The sequence below is a fragment of the Mycobacterium sp. pV006 genome (genome assembly GCF_041287115.1).
In the GTDB taxonomy this organism is placed as follows: Bacteria; Actinomycetota; Actinomycetes; order Mycobacteriales; family Mycobacteriaceae; genus Mycobacterium.
This window is the reverse complement of sequence record NZ_JBGGKT010000004.1, coordinates 150,115-167,745: the sequence shown is the minus strand read 5'-3', so window position 1 is coordinate 167,745 and position 17,631 is coordinate 150,115. Positions and strand designations below refer to the sequence as shown.

Here is a 17,631-nt window from a genome sequence, read left to right as displayed (position 1 = left end):
CTCCTACTGGATGTTGACGTCGACGCTGGCCGGCAGATCGATGCGCATCAAGGCGTCCACCGTCTTCGGCGTGGGGTCGAGGATGTCGATGAGCCGCTTGTGGGTGCGCATCTCGAAGTGCTCGCGCGAGTCCTTGTACTTGTGCGGCGAGCGGATGACGCAGTACACGTTCTTCTCGGTCGGCAGCGGCACCGGGCCGACCACGCTGGCGCCCGTGCGGGTGACCGTCTCCACGATCTTGCGCGCCGAGGCGTCGATCGCCTCATGGTCGTAGGCCTTGAGCCTGATGCGGATCTTCTGTCCCGCCACGCTTCTCCTACCTCACTACTAAGTGGCCCCACGCCGTCGGGAGATCCCGCGGCCCTGCTGGGCCTGGCTGTGCCGCCGCTGTTTACCTGTCTGTGGTTCACCGGTCCCCGCGGTCGGGTGTGTCGCCCGTACGCACGCTCGAACACGATGAAGTTCGTCGCGATCGAGGTTGGGGACCGGAAGCGCCCCGAGGGGCGCCGGTCGCATGCCCGTGCCGGATCGGCGTCAGAGGACGTCGTCCCGGCTCAAGGCAACCCGAACAGTATGCCTGACATCGTGCTCTCAACCAAATCCCTGGTCAACCGCCCGCACGCCAGAACTCGCACTGATGATTCTGCCCGAAACCGGTGTCGACGCGGTTGCCGTCCGGATGCAGCGTCATCCAGTCGGCCGGCGTTCCGGGCGCCACCGCGGGCCATTCCGGGCCCGGTTCTCCGGTGCGCACGAATGCACTCCAGTACCCGATCATCTGGTCGCTGAGCTTCTGTTGGGCCGGCGAGAGTTCGGGGGCTCCCCCGACGTCGAAGAGGTAGCGCACATCCAGGGAGTGGCTGGCTCCCACGTCGAACGGCAGCGTGGTCAGCGGTTCGGGCGCCGGGGCGTCGCGGTCGGCGAACTCGTAGGCATAGACCGGCGCGTACCGGGCGAGGTCGGCGGCCAGCCCGTCGGCGACGCACGCGAACAGCGCATCGGTGACCGCGGCCGAGTAGGCCAGCGCGACGTCGCCGTAGCGGTCCACCGGGTATCGCGCGGCGACGGCGTCGGCGCGGTCACCGAACGCCTCGACCAGCAGCGGGTGGTAGCGCTCGGCGCCGTACCGCTCCCCCTCGGTCAGGTAGCGCAGTCCGGCGAACAGCGTGAACTCGTCGCTGGTGGTGCCGATCAGGACCGGGACGCGCGCGGCGGCGCCGTCGGCGGCGCCGGTCAGGGGATCCTCAGGCAGCGTCGCCGAGCCGGTCACCGGTCCCGACAGCCGGGCGCCGGCGATCCGGCTGGTCCAGACCGGCTCACGCAGGGCGTCCACCCGCAGGCCGCGCAGGCAGGCGGCCGCGGTGTCGGCGTCCGGGCAGCCGGCCGCGGCGGCGTAGGCGATTCCGGCGCGTTCGGCTTCGGGCAGCGCGGCCTGGGCGCCGCACGGTCCGCTCATGATGACGGCGCGGTGGAACAGGCCGTTCGAGTCCGGCGCGACCAGGTGGTCGCACACCGACATCGCCCCGGCGGACTCGCCGGCGATCGTCACCCGGCCGGGGTCGCCGCCGAACGCGGCGATGTTGTCGCGGACCCACCGCAGAGCGGCCTGCTGGTCGGCCAGGCCGTAGTTGCCGACGGCGTCGTCCGGGCCGAGCGCGGGGTGGGCGAGGAAGCCGAGCGCGCCGAGTCGGTAGTTGACGGTGACCACGGCGATGTTGCCGCGTTCGGCGAGCCAGGCGGAGTCGAACATCGCGCCGCCGCCGTTGACGAAGCTGCCGCCGTGGAACCACACCATGACCGCGGCGGGCTCCTCGGAGGGCGCCGGCGTCCACACGTTCAGGGTGAGGCAGTCCTCGTCGGTCTGCCGGCCGAACTCCGGTTCCCCGCCGGGGGCCTGGATGCATCGGGGCCCGGGGTGATCCGCGTCCCGCAGGCCCGCCCAGGGCGGCGCGGGTTGCGGCGACGCGAACCGCAGCGGCCCGACGGGCGGGGCCGCGTACGGGATGCCCCAGAAGACGCGGTGGCCGGGTTCGTCGACGCCGCGCACCGCGCCGGCCGCGGTGTGGACCACGGCCGGGTCGGACGGGTCCGGCCCCGTGTTCGTCCCGTCCGGTCGGCTGCAGGCGGCGACGAGGAGCAACACGGTCAGCGCGGCCAGCGCTCGGGTCGGCACGACGTCCGACAGTAGTGCGCTATCGTGGACTTGACACCTGTCAAGTCAATGCAAGCGAGGCGCCGTGAGCACGCTCATCTCCGACCCGGCCGGTCGGCTGCTGGCCGATCCGAAGGCCTACACCGACGAGGCGCGCCTGCACGCCGCACTCGCCCATCTCCGGGCGAACGCCCCGGCCTGCCACGTCGAGGTGCCCAAGTACCGACCCTTCTGGGCCGTCACCAAACACGCGGACATCATGGCGATCGAGCGCGACAACGAGTTGTGGATCAACGAACCGCGGCCGATGCTGATCCCCGCGGCGACCGAAGACCTGGCTCAGGCCAACCTCGCAGCCGGCGGCGGGCTGCGCACGCTGATCCACATGGACGACCCGCTGCACCGCGACATCCGAAAGATCGGCGCGGACTGGTTCCGACCCAAGGCGATGCGCGCGCTGAAGACCCGGGTCGACGAGCTGGCCAGGATCTACGTCGACAAGATGGTCGAGGTCGGACCGGAGTGCAATTTCGTGCAGGAGGTCGCAGTCAACTTCCCGCTGTACGTGATCCTGTCGCTGCTGGGCCTGCCCGAATCGGACTTCGGGCGCATGCTCAAGCTGACCCAGGAGATGTTCGGCGGCGACGACGACGAGTTCGGCCGCGGCGACAAGAGCCCGCAGGAGTTGCACGAGGTCATCACCGACTTCTTCCGCTACTTCACCGCGCTGACCGCCCAAAGACGGGCCCACCCGACCGATGACCTGGCCTCGGCGATCGCCAACGCCAAGATCGACGGCGAGTACCTCAACGACGTGGACTGTCTGTCGTACTACGTGATCGTGGCCACCGCCGGTCACGACACCACCAGCGCGGCGATCTCGGGCGGACTGCTGGCGCTGATCGAGAACCAGGACCAGCTCGCACGCCTGAAGGCCCAGCCGGAGCTGATGGGGACCGCGGTCGAGGAGATGATCCGCTGGACCACGCCGGTCAAGGAGTTCATGCGCACCGCCACCGCCGACACCGAGGTGCGCGGCGTGCCGATCTCCGAGGGCGAGTCGGTGCTGCTGTCCTATGTGTCGGCCAATCGTGACGAGGACGTTTTCGACGAACCGTTCCGCTTCGATGTCGGCCGCGACCCGAACAAGCACCTGTCGTTCGGTTACGGCGTGCACTTCTGCCTCGGCGCGGCGCTGGCCCGGATGGAGATCAACAGCTTCTTCACCGAACTGGTCCCCCGGCTGGAATCCATGGAGCTGGCCGGCGAACCGGAGTTCCTGGCCACCACGTTCGTGGGCGGTCTCAAACACCTTCCGATCCGCTACCGACTGCGCTGACATGTGACACCTGCGCCACCCGCGCTGGACAAGTGGCCCCGATCACATAGACTGTCTTTGACACCCGTCAAGTACAGCGTTGTGTGAGGAGTTCCATGAGTACGTCGGCAATCGAAATGGACGTGGACGAAGCGGCGAAGGTGTTCGCCGATCCGAAGGCCTATGCCGACGACGACCGACTGCACACTGCCCTGACGTACCTGCGCAAGAACAACCCCGTCGCCTACGTCGACCACGACCCGTACCGCCCGTTCTGGGCGATCACCAAGCACGCCGACATCATGGACATCGAGCGGGCCAACGATCTGTGGTTGTCCAACCCGCGGCCGCTGCTGGCCACCGCCGAGGCCGACGACCTGGCCAAGGCGCAGCAGGAGATGGGCCTCGGACTGCGCACGCTCATCCACATGGACGACCCGCTGCACCGTAAGGTCCGCGCCATCGGCGCCGACTGGTTCCGACCCAAGGCCATGCGCGACCTGAAGGTGCGCGTCGACGAGCTCGCCAAACGCTACGTGGACCAGATGCGCGACATCGGGCCGGAGTGCGACTTCGTCACCGACATCGCGGTCAACTTCCCGCTGTACGTGATCATGTCCCTGCTCGGCCTGCCCGAGTCGGACTTCCCACGCATGCTGATGCTGACCCAGGAGCTGTTCGGCGGTGACGATGACGAGTACAAGCGCGGCACCACCCCCGAAGAGCAGATGGCGGTCCTGACCGACTTCTTCAACTACTTCTCCGCCCTGACCGCCTCGCGCCGGGAGAACCCGACCGAAGACCTCGCCTCGGCCATTGCCAACGGCAAGGTCGACGGTGAGCTCATGAGCGACATGGACACGCTGTCCTATTACGTGATCGTCGCCAGCGCCGGCCACGACACCACCAGTCACGCCATGTCCGGCGGGTTGCGGGCGCTGATCGAGAACCCCGACCAAATGGCGCGCCTGAAGAGCGACCCGGGGCTGATGGGCACCGCGGTCGAGGAGATCATCCGCTGGACCACGCCGGTCAAGGAGTTCATGCGGACCGCGGCCGAGGACACCGAGGTGCGCGGCGTGCCGATCAAGGCCGGCGAGTCGGTCTATCTGGCCTACGTGTCGGGCAACCGCGACGAAGAGGTGTTCGACGAGCCGTTCCGCTTCGACGTCGGCCGCGACCCGAACAAGCACGTGGCCTTCGGGTACGGCGTGCACTTCTGCCTCGGCGCTGCACTGGCCCGGATGGAGATAAACAGCCTGTTCACCGAGTTGCTGCCGCGGCTGGACTCGATCGAGCTCGCCGGGAAGCCCGAGCTGTCGGCCACCACCTTCGTCGGCGGCCTCAAGCACCTGCCGGTGCGCTACTCACTGCGCTGAGGCACCTTGGCGTAGGTGGTCAGGAAGCTGTCGACGGCGGCCACGGCCACCGCCCGGTAGTCGAAGTCGGTCAGCGTGCTGATGCGACCGAAGGCCAGCGGCCCGACCAGCAGCGCCAGGGCAATGCTGCGATCGATGGGACGTAGCTGCTCGACGGCGTCGGCACTGTCGAAGACGGTGTCGAACGGCGCCGAGTAGAGCTCGACGATCCGTTCGCGCAGCGAACTGACCTGGGCACCGACGGCACCGGGGAAGTCGCTGATGTCGGGGCCGAGGGAGAGCCACGCCATCGCCGTCAGGGTGGTCGGCGCCTCGGCGATCGAATCGGCCCAGCCCAGCACGATCGCCTCGAGCCGTTCGCGCAGCGTTCCGGTCTCCGGCGGCATCGGCGGGGGCGCGATCAGGCTGGTGAAAGCCGCCGCGACCAGATCGTTGCCGCTCGGGAAGTGCCGATAGAGCGTGGCACGCGCGACGTTGGCCTGCCGCGTGACCGCGTCGATGGTGACCGCCCCGGGACCACCCGTGCGCAGCAACGCGGTAGCCGCCTCCAGTAGCCGTGCCCGGGACCGCGCGGGACGCGGATCGCCGCTCATCGCTCCTCCCGCCGTTGTTTCCGGAGGCCGCCCAGCGGGAACCTGCACAAGACTGTCGGTCTTGCAACGAGACTGTTAGTCTCGTTTAACCCTTTTGAGACCAACAGTCTTGAAACCTCCTGCTGGAAGAGACGTCATGGTCGCACTCACTGAATCCGTCAAGGATATCGACGCCGGGCCCGCCGCCCTGACCAAACGCGGCCGGGTCTGGCTGCTCGTCGTCGCCAGCTTCGCCGTGCTGTTGGTCATCTCGTCGATGGTGGCGCTCAACGCCGCGCTGCCCGACATGGCGCTGCAGACCTCGGCGACCCAGGCCGAACTCACCTGGATCGTCGACGGCTACACGCTGGCGCTGGCCTGCCTGCTGCTCCCGGCCGGCGCCCTCGGCGACCGCTACGGCCGCCGCGGCGCCCTTCTGGTGGGCCTGGCCATTTTCGGGGTGGCGTCGTTCGCGCCGACGATGCTCGACGACCCGACCCAGATCATCGTGGCGCGCGCCGCCGCCGGTGTCGGCGCGGCGTTCATCATGCCCGCCACCCTGTCGCTGCTGACCGCGGCGTTCCCGAAGTCGGAGCGCAACAAGGCCGTCGGCATCTGGGCCGGCGTTGCCGGTTCCGGTGCGATCGTCGGGTTCCTCGGCACCGGATTGTTCCTGCAGTTCTATTCGTGGCAGTCGATCTTCTACGCCTTCGCCGCCGCCGCTCTGCTGATGTTCCTCGCGACGCTGACGATCGGGTCCTCCCGCGACGAGACCGCGACCCCGATCGACTGGGTCGGTGGCGGCCTGATCGCGACCGCGATCGCGGTCTTCGTGCTGGGTATCGTCGAAGCCCCGGTGCGCGGCTGGACCGACCCGATCGTGCTCGGTTGCCTCATCGCGGGCCCGGCACTTGCCGCCGTCTTCGCGTTGGTGCAATTGCGCCGCGCACACCCGCTGCTGGACGTCCGGCTGTTCCGGCGTCCCGATTTCGCGACCGGCGCGGTGGGGATCACCTTCATCTTCATGGCCAACTTCGGGTTCTTCTATCTCGCGATGCAGCACATGCAGCTGGTGATGGGATACACCCCGCTGCAGACCGCCTTCGCGCTGTCGCCGTTGGCATTCCCCGTACTGGTGCTGGGCTTCACCCTGCACCTCTACCTGCCGAAAGTGGGGCTGCGCTTCGCGGTCACCGTCGGGCTGCTGTTGATCGCGCTCGGCCTGTACCTGATGCGTTCCCTCGACGGGTCCTCCACCTTCACCGACCTGATGTGGCCCATGCTGGTCATGGCATCGGGCATCGGGTTCTGCACCGCCCCGACGACATCGGCGATCATGAACGCCACCCCCGACGAGAAGCAGGGCGTAGCCTCGGCGGTCAACGACGCGACCCGCGAGATCGGAGCCGCTGTGGGCATCGCGGTCGCCGGGTCGATTCTGGCCGCGCTCTATCACTCCTCACTGGCCCCGCGCCTGGCCGCCTTCCCCGACGAGATTCGTTCCAGCGCAACGGATTCGCTGGCCTACGCGCTGTCGGTAGCTGAACGGATGGGACCGCAGGGTGCGGAACTGACCCGGCTCGCCGAAGACGCGTTCCTGCACTCGATGAACCAGGCGCTGCTGGTGCTCTCGGTGGCCACCCTGGCCGGCGCATTGTTCGTGGCGCTCTGGTCACCCGGGCGCGACGGTAGGCAATGGGCGTTCCTGCGCCGGGGCTCACGCGAAGAATTCCGCAGCCCGGTGGCCGAGCATGACGATGGTCGCGTGGGGGCCGCGGCTGGGGATGCCCGGCAGGATCGAGCCGTCGACGACTGACAGCCCGGTCACGCCGAACACCCGGGCACGGGTGTCCACCACGGCACCGGGGTCACCGTCACAGCCCATCCGCGCGGTTCCGCACAGGTGCTGCGAGGTGGCCCACGCCGGCTCCCCGGACACGGCCGCACCGGCCAGCTCGCGCGCCAGTTCGGTTGCGGTGCGCAGTGTTTGGACATCAGCCGGCGAACTGTCGTAGCGGTGCTCGATGATCAGACCCGCTGGATCGATCCGGATCTGCCCGCGGGAGTGGGGCCGCATCAGCGTCACACCGAGATGCGGGTGGTCCACCGGCCCGGCCGCCCCGCCCACCATGGTTCCGAATCCCGCTGTGTAGGGCCGGATCTCGACACCGTCGCCGGTGGTCAGGATCGCCTCGAGCGGCGGCACACCCTGCGTCGGCGTCCACGCCACCGGCAACACCCACTCGGGATGATCGACGGTGGCCACGCCGACGGGCAGGTCGGCGACGACGTCGATGCCGTTCGTCCGCAGCATCTCGTGCGGACCGACCCCGGACGTCATCAGCAGGCGGGCGGTCTCGATCGCGCCGGCACACAGCACGACGTGGTCGGCACGCAGTTCGGTCGCGCCATCGGGTCCGTGGACTCCCACACCGACCACGGTGGTGCCGCGCCAGCGCAGCCGCTCGACACGGGTGTCGGTCAACACCGACAGGTTCCGCCGACCGAGAACGGGCTGCAGGAACGCACCGCCCGGCCCGAGCCGCTGCCCGTCGTGGATGTTCAGCGGCACCGCCCCCACCCCGGCATCCGGTAGCGGTAGTTCGGCGGTGGCGCCGTTGAGATCGTCGATCCACGCGTGTCCGGTCTCCTGTGCCGCGTCCACGAAAGCTGCGGTGGCACCGTCGAATCGGGCCACCCGACGAATCCGGATCGGGCCCGCCCGGCCGTGGACGTCGGTGTCGAAGTCCAGGTCGTTCTCGATGGCACGAAAATGCGGCAGAACGTCGTCCCACGTCCACCCCGGCAGCCCCCAGCCGTCGAAGTCCGACGGCAACCCCCGGCAGAAGTAGCCGCCGTTGACTGCGCCGGAACCGCCGACCACAGCGCCGCGCATGATCTCCGCGGTCCGTCGGGGCCGATCGGTCAGCACCGTCGGGTAGCGCCGGACCACAGCACTGTCCGGCCCGATCGGCAGCCGCAGCCCGTCGGCGATCTGCTCGGCAACGTGCGCATCGGCTGCGCTCGACCCTTCCTCCACGACGGTGACGGTGCACCGTTCGTCGGCGGAAAGCCGCTCTGCCAGTACCGAACCCGCGCTGCCGGCACCGACGATCAGGACATCGGTCATCGAGGCCTAGCGCCGGATCTGCGGTTTGAGTGCACCGGTGTGCCGCTCGCGGATGACCCCGCCCCACAGGCCCAGCCCGTAGGCGATGTCGTCGAGCCGCTTGAGCACCAGATAGGTCAGCACGCCGACTCGTTCGGCGTCTTCGTCGGCGCGGCCCGTGCGGACCAGCCAGTCGCACACCCCGTCGAGCACCGCGGCGACCAGTACCACGCGGCGGCATCGCCGGGACAGCGCGGCGGCCAGCAGGGCCAGCGGCCAGTAGTGCCGGCAGATCGCCGCGGTCAGCTGCGTGGCGCCCGACCACATGGCCTGCGCGGTGACGGCGATGACCTCCATCGGTTCGGTCGGCACACCGGACAGCGTCTTGGCGATTCGGCGGCCGCTGAACATCGCCACCAGGAACGAGGCGACGTAACCGAGGGCCGAGCCCAGCGCGGCCAGCACCCAGGCTGCCAGTGTGGGTGCCGAGATCACCATCGGCGCGGTCTTGCCGGGATGACGGACGGCCAGCGGTGCCGCGGCACTTCCGTAGAACGCTTTGCGGGCAAACCACTTCCGCAGATCGGTGCGGTGGTCGTGGGCCACGGTGGCGATCGGCTCGTAACGCAGCCGCGCTCCCGCCTCGTTGAGCCGCCAGCACAAATCGACGTCCTCACCGGAGGTCAGCGTCTCGTCGAACCCGCCGATGTCACGCAGGGCCGAGCAGCGGCAGATGATCGCCGCGCTGGGGACGTATGACACCGACCCGTACGGCACGACGGGCGCTTCGCGGTGGCCGAGGTCCAGCGACGAGCGGACAGCCTCGTAGCGCGCCACCACGCCCTCGGAGTTGTTCAGCGCGACGATGCGCGGAGCCACCAGCGCGACCGCCGGATCGCAGAAATGGCCCAGCAGGGCTTCCAGCCAACCGCGCCGGGGCACCACGTCGGAGTCCAGGAACGCCACGAAATCGGTGTCGCACGCCGCCAGGCCGGTGTTGCGGGCGGCGGCCGGCCCCCGGCTGTGCGGGTGGCGCAGCACCCGGACGTCGCAGTGCATGGCCTCGAAGTCGGCGTCCGACAGCGGTTCGGCCGACCCGTCGTCGACGACGATCACGCGCGGTCCCTTCAGCGCGGACACCAGGCGCAACACACCGAAGTGGTTGTCCTTCACCGGGATCACCACGGTCACGTCGCGGTGCGACGGGCCGCTGAGCGGCCGCGGGTGGGCCACGGTGGCGTCGAGCAGCGTCCGGGCCAGTTGGGCGCTGACCGCGTCGTGCACCTCCAGCCGACCGCCGTGCAGCATGGTCTGCGCCGCAGGCGCGAGCCGCAGCAGACGCGTCGGTGAACCGCCGAGCAACGCCGCGCCCTCCCCGAGCACGCGAACTCGCCGGTCCACCTGGACGGCGAATCCATCCGGCAGACGCGGGCCGGTCATGTCAGCATCCCCCCACTGTCAGGCCGCCAGCGTGACACGCGCACCCAGCACGCGTCCACCATCTCGGCGAGGATTCTGCTCCCTTCCTCCTCGGTGGCCGTCGTGGGGTCCCCCAGCACGCCGATCGGGCTGACCGCGGCCACACCGCCCGCCCGCAGCGCCGGCATGAGCTTCTCGAGCCGTTCCGCGTTGCCGGGGACCGCGTCGGGCATGCGCACCACCGTGGGCGCGACGTGCAGCAGCACAGAGGTCTCGGTGTGCCCGGCGTGCGCGTCGGCGTCGCGGGACACACACGAACACCACGCGGCGTCGCGTCCCTCCGAGCGCAGCAGCGCGGTCGCGTCGCGCAACGCGGCGACGTTGCCGCCGTGGCCGTTGACGAACAGCAGCCGCGAGGCCCAGCGGCATGCCGAGCGGCCGAACTCCACCAGCAGGTCGGTCAGCGCCGTGGTGCCGATGGAGACGGTGCCGGCGAACCCTTCGTGTTCTCCGCTGGCGCCGTAACTGATCGCGGGCGCGACCTGCCACAACCGGCCGTCGGCGGCGCGCAACCGCCCGATCAGGACGTCGGCGACCGCCGAGGCGATCCGGGTGTCGGTGTCCAGGGGCAAGTGCGGCCCGTGTTGCTCGATGGAGCCGACCGGAACGATCAGGGCAGGAGACGTGTCGTGTAGCTGCCGCGAGGTCGAGTTCCCGAGCTCGATGGGGAAAGCCACGCGACGATGGTAGGCCGAATTCACCTGTTGCGCGCCAGTTGTTGGTTCACCGGGGCACAGGAATTTCCGCGCGGTTCACCCGCGCCCCCTGCGCCCCGTTGGCACCAGGGGCGTCAGACGCCCAGGGTGCGGGTGAAGCCTTCCGGAACCAGCACGTCGTCCCGGCTCAACTCGTGGATCGAGGACTTGCCCAGCCCCATCAACGCCGAGTCGATACCACCGCGCAGGATGTCCAGCACGTTCTCCACACCGGCCTGTCCGTTGGCCGCCAGACCCCACAGGTACGCCCGGCCGATCATGACCGCACGGGCACCCAGGGCGACGGCCTTGACGACATCGCTGCCGCGCCGGATGCCGCCGTCGAGCAACACCTCGATCTGGTCGCCCACGGCGTCGGCGATGGCGGGCAGGCACCGGATCGCCGCCGGGGTGCCGTCGAGGTTGTTGCCGCCGTGGTTGGACACGGTGATGGCCGAAACACCGGCATCCACAGCACGTTTGGCGTCGTCGACACGCACGGTGCCCTTGAGCAGGAACGGACCGCCCCACTGCTCCCGCAACCAGGCGACGTCCTCCCAGGTGGGCGGCGGGGTGCCCATCCACTGTCCGTAGGCCTCGAAGAACGGGGGTCCGGGTTCGCCGCGGCGGGCCTGGTTGGGTACGCGCAGGTCCGGCGGCCGCAAGGTCTTGGCGAAGCTGAAGAACCAGCGGGGCTTGGTGATGACCTCCGGCGACATCCGGATCATCGTCTTGAGGTCCATCTTCTCCGGGATCTTCGGGCTGCCCCAGTCCCGGCCGTGCGCGAAGCTCCAGTCGGTGGTCAGGATCAGCCCCTTGGCGCCGGCCTCACGGGCCCGTTCCATACGCGCGAGGATCTCGTCGCGGCTGCCCAACCAGTAGATCTGGAAGAAGATCTTGTCGTTGACCGCGGTCACTTCTTCCATCGGCTTGCTGGCGAACGACGACAGACCCATGGCGGTCCCACGCGCCGCTGCGGCGCGGGCGACGGCGACCTCACCCTCGGGGTCGATGGCCTGCACGCCGGTCGGCGAGATGATGACGGGCAGCGAAATGTCCTGTCCCATCACCGTTGTCGCCATCTCGCGCTTCTCGGTGGCACCGATGACGTGCGGGGCGAAGCCGAGTTCGGCGAAGGATTCGACGTTGTCGGTGACCGTGACGCCCTTCTCGCTGGCGGAGATCAACGACGAGTAGGCAGACTTCGGGAGCCGCTTTTTCGCCCGCTGCTGGGCGATGGCGACGGTTTCGAACCAGGTATCACGTGCCATGAGTGGTCACACAGGACTTTCGTTACAGAACTTTTTCGGAGGGGCGCTCAGCAGGGTGAGCGGGATCGGGCCCTTGGGTTTGCGACCACCCGAACGCGAGTGATCCACGCTGGGCTTGGGCTTGTCGCGGTCGAGTGCGAGCGCCGGTTCCCCGTAGCCCTGCACACACTCGGGATCGGGTCCGTCCATCGGCAGGCCGGTGAAGAACTTGGCAGCCATGCATCCGCCGCGGCACGCGTCGTAGTGGTTGCACCCGGTGCAGGCACCCGCCGACTGCGGCTCGCGAAGTTCGCGGAACAGTTCGGAGTGCTTCCACACGGTGTCGAAACCGCCGTCGCGCAACACGTTTCCGGCGAGGAACTTGTCGTGGATGGCGAACGGGCAGGCGTAGACGTCGCCGACCGGGTCGATCAGGCACACCACGCGGCCCGCGCCACAGAGGTTCAGCCCGGCCAGCGCGCCGGGCTCCCCCAGACCGGAGAGGTGGAAGAACGAGTCGCCGGTGAGCACCCGCTCGCCGTGGGCCACCAGCCAGTTGTAGAGCTGAACCTGCTGGGCGGAGGTGGGGTGCAGCTCGTCCCAGACGTCGGCGCCACGACCAGACGGGCGCAGCCGCGTGATCCGCAGGGTGGCACCGTAGGAGTCGGCCAGCGCCTTGAAATCGTCGAGCTGGTCGACGTTGTGACGCGTGACCACCACGGAGATCTTGGCGTCTTTGAAGCCGGCGTCGCGCAGGTTTTCCAGCGCGCGCACCGCCATCGCGAACGAACCCGGACCGCGCACGGCGTCGTTGACCTCGGCGGTGGCGCCGTCCAGCGAGATCTGGACGTCGACGTAGTCACTGGCGGCCAGCTTGGCCGCGACCTCGGGCGTGATGCGCACACCGTTGGTGGAGAACTTCACGCCGACGTGGTGCTCGGTGGCGTAGTCGACCAGCTCCCAGAAGTCGCTGCGCACGGTGGGCTCTCCGCCGCCGATGTTGACGTAGAACACCTGCATACGTTCGAGCTCGTCGATGATGTCCTTGCACTGCTGCGTGCTCAGTTCCCGCGGGTCACGCTTGCCCGAGCTGGACAGGCAGTGCACACACGACAGGTTGCACGCATACGTCAGCTCCCAGGTCAGGCAGATCGGCGCGTCCAGACCACGCTCGAACTGATCGACCAGCCGGGGTACCGGTGCAGTGACAGTCATCGATCCTCTTCCGCAACAAGCATTTTGGACTGGGCAAGGACTCCCAGTGCGTGGAGGTAGGGCGCCTGGGCGTCGTCGTCGACACCGGCGGCGCGGCAGGCGGACCGAACGTCGGGGTGATCACCCAGCGAGTTGATCACCTCGACGATCGTCCGGTTCTTCAGGAACGACAGCTTGCGGGTCCCGAAGTGGTAGAGCAGCGCGCCGAACGGCTCGGGACGGACCGCCACCTGCGGATGCAACCGCCAGCGTCGGCCCGCATCGAAAGTGCTCGGCGCAACCATGCTCAGTAGACCCCGCACATCCCGTCGATCGAAACTTCCTCGACCAGGCTCTCGGTCACCAGTTCGCCGCTCTGGGCGGTCTGATTCTGATCCATCACCATCACCTTTCTCATTGGGCAGGGTCTCGACAATTGTGACGTAGGCCGCTAACAATATGGCATCGGGTGCCTAAACGGAAGAGGGGGTTCGCGATGAGCGTCGCAAAGGCGCGCGTGGGTCGCCGCCGATCCACGAGCTGGGAACACATCAGCGACGTAGCGATCGATCTGTTCACCACGCGCGGGTTCGACGACGTCAGCGTCGACGACGTCGCCGCGGCCGCCGGCATCGCGCGCCGGACCCTGTTCCGCTACTACCCGTCGAAGAACGCACTGCCGTGGGGAGACTTCGACGCCCACCTCGAGCACATGAGGGTCCTGCTCACGCAGGCTGATCCCGACGTGCCGATCCGCGACGCACTGCGCACAGCCCTGCTGGCGTTCAACGACTTCGACGACACCGAGCGCCATCGGCAGCGTATGCGGTTGATCCTGGAAACCGAGGCGTTGCAGGCGTATTCGATGACGATGTACGCCGGCTGGCGCAGCACGATCGCCGAGTTCGTGGCCGGTCGGCTGGGTGTCGAGGCGACCGCGCTGATGCCCCAGACCGTGGCGTGGACGATGTTGGCGGTGTCCCTGTCGGCCTACGAACAGTGGCTGGCCGACGAGTCGGTGGCGCTGGAGGCGGCATTGGGCGACGCGTTCGACATCTTGGCCTCGGGTTTGTCCGGTCTGGAAATTGGGGTGTCGGAGATCGGGGCCTGACGGCGACGATAAGGGTGTGAGCGCCCAAACCCTGCTCGCGCTGTACGACGAGGCCCTACCCGCGGTGTACGGGTACTTCGTCCGGCGCTGCGGTGACCGGGGAACGGCAGAGGACCTGACGTCGGAGACCTTCCTCGCGGCGATGGACGCCGCCCGCAAACCCTCGCCGCCCCAGCTGAGCGTGCCCTGGCTGATCGGCGTGGCACGGCACAAGTTGGCCGACCACTACCGCCGCGCACGGATCCCCATACCGGTGGCCGAGGTCCCCGAACCGGCCGAACCCGTCGACGACTGGGACGTCCAGCTGGATCGCATCGTCGCCGAACAGGTGCTGGCCCGGCTTCCCGAACAGCACCGAATCGTCTTGGCGCTGCGGTATCTCGACGACTGCAGCGTCGGCGAGTGCGCGGACCTCATCGGTCGCACCGTCCAGGCCACCGAGGCCCTTCTCGTGCGAGCCCGCCGGGCGTTTCGCGCGCACTACCCGCAACCGGAAGGAGGTCTGCCGTGACCGGACACGATCCGCTCGACGCGCTGCGCGGCGGCGACTCCCCCGTGGCGCCGGACCCCGGGTTCGCACGCCGACTGCGGGCCCGCCTCGAAGCGGCCGCCGAGCTCTTCGAGAACCAACCCGACCGAACCCGAGGAGTCACGATGAGTGGTACCGACAGCGCGCTGGCCGAACTGTCCCGATCGACACAGACACCGGTCCCCTACCTGACCGTTCCCGACGCCCGCGCCGCCATCTCCTGGTACCGCGACGTCTTCGGTGCCGACCTGGTGGGCGACCCGTTCGAGATGGACGACGGCCGGATCGGGCACGCGGAGCTGTCGCTGTCCGGTGGGATCGTCTACCTGGCCGACGAGTATCCCGAGATCGGCCTGAGAGCACCGCTGCGACAGTCGGTTTCGGTGAGCCTGATGTTGCCGGTCACCGACACCGACGCGACGCTGCGCCGAGCCGGCGACTTGGGCGCGCAGATCCAGCGCGAACCCTACGAGTCCCACGGCACCCGCAACGCCGCGATCATCGACCCCTTCGGGCACCGCTGGATGCTGACGGGACCGGTGACCGGGGCCGTCGTCCCCATTCAGCACGGCGACGTCGGCTACGTGGCGGTGGCCACCCCCGACATCGAGCGCGCCATTGCGTTCTACGGATCGGTGCTCGGCTGGATGGTGGATGCCCGGACGCAGACGGTGACCAATGTCGGTCAGCGCATCCGCATCGTGTCCGGACCGAACACGTTGGTCTGTGGCTACGCGGTGACCGACGTCGCTGGCGCCCGCGACAGCATCGTGGCCGCCGGCGGGACCGTCGGTTCGCCGGAGAGTCTCGAGTTCGGCGATGTCCTGCACGCAACCGATTCGCAGGGTCTGCCGTTCGCCGTGTACGCCCCGGCAGCGGGTGAGCCGCGGCCGCTTCTCAACGGTGGCGGCCCCGCCGAATTGTCCTACATCACCTACCAGGTGCCGGATTCGGCTGTGTTCAAGGCGTTTTACAGCGGTCTGCTGTTCTGGACCTTCGAACCGGGCCGTGTCGAGGACGGCTGGGGCGTGCTCGACACCCACCCGATGGCCGGCGTCGCCGGCGGGTCAGATCGGCCGGTGGTCGTGCCGATGTGGACCGTCGAGGACATCGACGCTGCGGTGGCACGCGTCCGCGAGGCGGGTGGCACCGTGGTCGAGGAACCGTCGCAGCAGTCGTACGGCAAGTCCGCACTGTGCGCCGACGACCAAGGCGCGCGGTTCTATCTCGGGCAGCTTTAGAAGGGCGGCGGGTCCGCTCCATAGTCGGGCTCGCGTTCGGGCTGCCGCGTCGGCTCGGATTGTGCCCGCAGTCGTTCGCGCTCGAGGGCCCGCCACGCAGCGTTGCGCGCGCGTTCGGCTTTGATGCGCGCCGCAGTCTCGGCGGCGTGGGTGCGTCGCCGTCGCGGCATCTTCTGGGTCCGTAACAGACCCGGCGGCGGTTGCGTCAGCGGTGGGAGGGTCGCAGTCGTGGTGTCCCAGTCCGGGAAGTACAGGCGGCTGGCCGGCATCGTGCGATAGGTGTTGCCGTCCGGGGTGGTCCAGATAACCTCGCCGTCGGGTGACTGCGCATCCGAGTAGCCATCCCAGAAAGTCTTCGCTAGGTGGTGATTTCGGCATTTGCAGTTGAGATTCGAGGCATGCGTCGGCCCGAACGGCCACGGCACGACGTGGTCGATGTCGCAATGCTCGGCGGGCACGGTGCAGCCCGGGTATCGGCAGAACATGTCGCGGGCGCGGACGAACGCGGCCAACTTGGCCGACGGCCGGTAGTGCGGCTCGGGGTCGGGGCCGGGCACCCACAGCGGCTTGATCACCGCACCGTTGCGGATGGCCTCTGCCAGCGCCGGGATCGGTAACACCCGGCCTTTGGAGCGGACCGCGATGCCGGACTTGCGTTTCGGCTCCGCCGGTTTCGCGTCCGGCTCGGCCTTCGGTTCGGCCTTCGTTGCCGCCGGCTTCTGACCCTCGGTCCGCTTCTCCTGCTGTTCACGATCCTGCGCAGCGATCAGATCCTGGGCAGCGTCCACGGCGCCCTGATCGGCGATCACCTGGATGACGACGCTCGAGGAGACCGGTCCGGGTGCCGGACAATCGGGCGAGTCGCATCGGCACGCCAGGTGATCCATACCGTGCGCGATCGCACCGGCCGCGTCGGAGCGGCGTTCCGAGGCGCCCCGGGGATCGTCATCGCACAGACCCTTGAGCAGTGCGTCGATGCGCGCCTTGAACGCCTCGCCGTCGCCGGCGGTCACCTTGCCCCAGATCGATACCAGTTCGTTCGGGTCGTCACAGGCACCGATGCGGAAATCTCGCGTCTTGACGACCTCTTTGGCTCGGCGCACCGCGTCGGGGTCATAGCGTTCGATCACCGCCTCGATCGCACCGGCCAGCTTGGCATCCGAGAGCGGTCCCCACTTGATGGCGCGCTCGGCGAGTACCCCGTCTACGATCGCGATCAACAGGTCGTCTTCGATCAAGCATGTGCGCCAGCTGATTTCCGACACCAGCCGCGGACTGAGGGAGCCGGCGAAGAACAGTGCGGCGATCTTGGGCAGACGGTCGCGCAGCGCGACCGCGATCCGCATCTGGCCGGACGCCCGCCGTTGCCCCACCGACAGCGCCGCGCCGACTCGCGCGGCCGCGTTCTTCCACGGGTTGAACGCCCAGTCGCCGCGCTCGTCGTCTTCGTCGACGGTGCGGTGGACGAACTCGGCGATCGCGGCGTAGCGCCGCGCGCTGGCTTGGTTCTCCTCGCGCGCGGCCTGCTCGATGGCAGCGACCAACGCCTCGTCAGGCAGATCGGCCAGCACCTTGTCGAACATACATTCGACTCTAGTAGCG

The 17,631-nt window shown here is 68.7% G+C and carries 17 protein-coding genes; 6 read left to right on the top strand and 11 right to left on the bottom strand.

The window, feature by feature from the left end:
• Positions 1-3 precede the first annotated feature (3 nt).
• Positions 4-309 carry a 30S ribosomal protein S10 gene (gene rpsJ / locus ACAG25_RS08470; protein WP_003883485.1) on the bottom strand — a complete coding sequence of 102 codons (306 nt, stop codon included), beginning with the start codon at positions 307-309 and terminating at the stop codon, positions 4-6.
• A 298-nt stretch (positions 310-607) separates the two neighbouring features.
• Positions 608-2,173, bottom strand: a complete 1,566-nt coding sequence (locus tag ACAG25_RS08465) for a carboxylesterase/lipase family protein (RefSeq protein ID WP_370487909.1) — start codon at positions 2,171-2,173, stop codon at positions 608-610.
• 64 nt (positions 2,174-2,237) lie between these two features.
• Between ACAG25_RS08465 and ACAG25_RS08460 the strand changes: the two genes are divergently transcribed.
• Both ACAG25_RS08460 and ACAG25_RS08455 read left to right on the top strand, forming a co-directional pair.
• Entirely contained in the window at positions 2,238-3,491 is a 1,254-nt protein-coding gene (locus tag ACAG25_RS08460; RefSeq protein ID WP_370487908.1) for a cytochrome P450, read from the top strand.
• Between the two features lie 95 nt (positions 3,492-3,586).
• A complete protein-coding gene (locus tag ACAG25_RS08455) occupies positions 3,587-4,849 on the top strand; it encodes a cytochrome P450 (protein ID WP_370487907.1) in 1,263 nt (420 codons plus the stop codon).
• Here ACAG25_RS08455 and ACAG25_RS08450 read toward each other — a convergent pair.
• Entirely contained in the window at positions 4,834-5,442 is a 609-nt protein-coding gene (locus ACAG25_RS08450) for a TetR/AcrR family transcriptional regulator (protein ID WP_370487906.1), read from the bottom strand. The two genes, ACAG25_RS08455 and ACAG25_RS08450, sit on opposite strands and share 16 nt — an antisense overlap.
• Before the next feature lie 136 nt (positions 5,443-5,578).
• Between ACAG25_RS08450 and ACAG25_RS08445 the strand changes: the two genes are divergently transcribed.
• Positions 5,579-7,237 (top strand): MFS transporter, encoded by a 1,659-nt coding sequence (locus ACAG25_RS08445; protein WP_370487905.1) that lies wholly within the window; start codon positions 5,579-5,581, stop codon positions 7,235-7,237.
• Here the strand turns inward: ACAG25_RS08445 and mftG are convergent.
• From mftG to mftA, 7 genes are all read right to left on the bottom strand, one after another.
• Complete coding sequence (mftG, locus tag ACAG25_RS08440) at positions 7,139-8,551, bottom strand: mycofactocin system GMC family oxidoreductase MftG (protein WP_370487904.1); 1,413 nt, start codon at positions 8,549-8,551, stop codon at positions 7,139-7,141. The genes ACAG25_RS08445 and mftG overlap by 99 nt on opposite strands.
• A gap of 6 nt (positions 8,552-8,557) precedes the next feature.
• Positions 8,558-9,970: a mycofactocin biosynthesis glycosyltransferase MftF gene (gene mftF / locus ACAG25_RS08435; protein WP_370487903.1), complete on the bottom strand. Its 1,413-nt coding sequence runs from the start codon at positions 9,968-9,970 to the stop codon at positions 8,558-8,560.
• A complete protein-coding gene (gene mftE / locus ACAG25_RS08430) occupies positions 9,967-10,710 on the bottom strand; it encodes a mycofactocin biosynthesis peptidyl-dipeptidase MftE (RefSeq protein ID WP_370487902.1) in 744 nt (247 codons plus the stop codon). Before mftE ends, mftF begins: the two co-directional genes overlap by 4 nt.
• A gap of 89 nt (positions 10,711-10,799) precedes the next feature.
• Positions 10,800-11,975: a pre-mycofactocin synthase MftD gene (gene mftD / locus ACAG25_RS08425; RefSeq protein ID WP_370487901.1), complete on the bottom strand. Its 1,176-nt coding sequence runs from the start codon at positions 11,973-11,975 to the stop codon at positions 10,800-10,802.
• 6 nt (positions 11,976-11,981) lie between these two features.
• Complete coding sequence (mftC, locus tag ACAG25_RS08420; RefSeq protein ID WP_370487900.1) at positions 11,982-13,169, bottom strand: mycofactocin radical SAM maturase; 1,188 nt, start codon at positions 13,167-13,169, stop codon at positions 11,982-11,984.
• Positions 13,166-13,453 carry a mycofactocin biosynthesis chaperone MftB gene (gene mftB, locus ACAG25_RS08415; RefSeq protein WP_370487898.1) on the bottom strand — a complete coding sequence of 96 codons (288 nt, stop codon included), beginning with the start codon at positions 13,451-13,453 and terminating at the stop codon, positions 13,166-13,168. The genes mftC and mftB overlap by 4 nt, the downstream gene beginning before the upstream one ends.
• Positions 13,454-13,455: 2 nt before the next feature.
• Positions 13,456-13,548, bottom strand: a complete 93-nt coding sequence (mftA, locus tag ACAG25_RS08410) for a mycofactocin precursor MftA (protein WP_370487897.1) — start codon at positions 13,546-13,548, stop codon at positions 13,456-13,458.
• Positions 13,549-13,644: 96 nt separating this feature from the next.
• Between mftA and mftR the strand changes: the two genes are divergently transcribed.
• The 3 genes from mftR to ACAG25_RS08395 are packed head-to-tail and all read left to right on the top strand — an operon-like array spanning position 13,645 to position 16,029.
• On the top strand, positions 13,645-14,259 hold the full coding sequence (mftR, locus tag ACAG25_RS08405; protein ID WP_370487896.1) for a mycofactocin system transcriptional regulator: 615 nt from the start codon (positions 13,645-13,647) through the stop codon (positions 14,257-14,259).
• Positions 14,260-14,275: 16 nt separating this feature from the next.
• Positions 14,276-14,770: an RNA polymerase sigma factor gene (locus tag ACAG25_RS08400; protein ID WP_370487895.1), complete on the top strand. Its 495-nt coding sequence runs from the start codon at positions 14,276-14,278 to the stop codon at positions 14,768-14,770.
• Positions 14,767-16,029: a VOC family protein gene (locus ACAG25_RS08395; RefSeq protein ID WP_370487894.1), complete on the top strand. Its 1,263-nt coding sequence runs from the start codon at positions 14,767-14,769 to the stop codon at positions 16,027-16,029. Before ACAG25_RS08400 ends, ACAG25_RS08395 begins: the two co-directional genes overlap by 4 nt.
• On the opposite strand, the gene ACAG25_RS08390 is transcribed toward ACAG25_RS08395, so the two are convergent.
• Positions 16,026-17,612, bottom strand: coding sequence for a DUF222 domain-containing protein (locus ACAG25_RS08390; protein WP_370487893.1), 1,587 nt, complete (start codon positions 17,610-17,612; stop codon positions 16,026-16,028). The genes ACAG25_RS08395 and ACAG25_RS08390 overlap by 4 nt on opposite strands.
• Between the last annotated feature and the right edge of the window lie 19 nt (positions 17,613-17,631).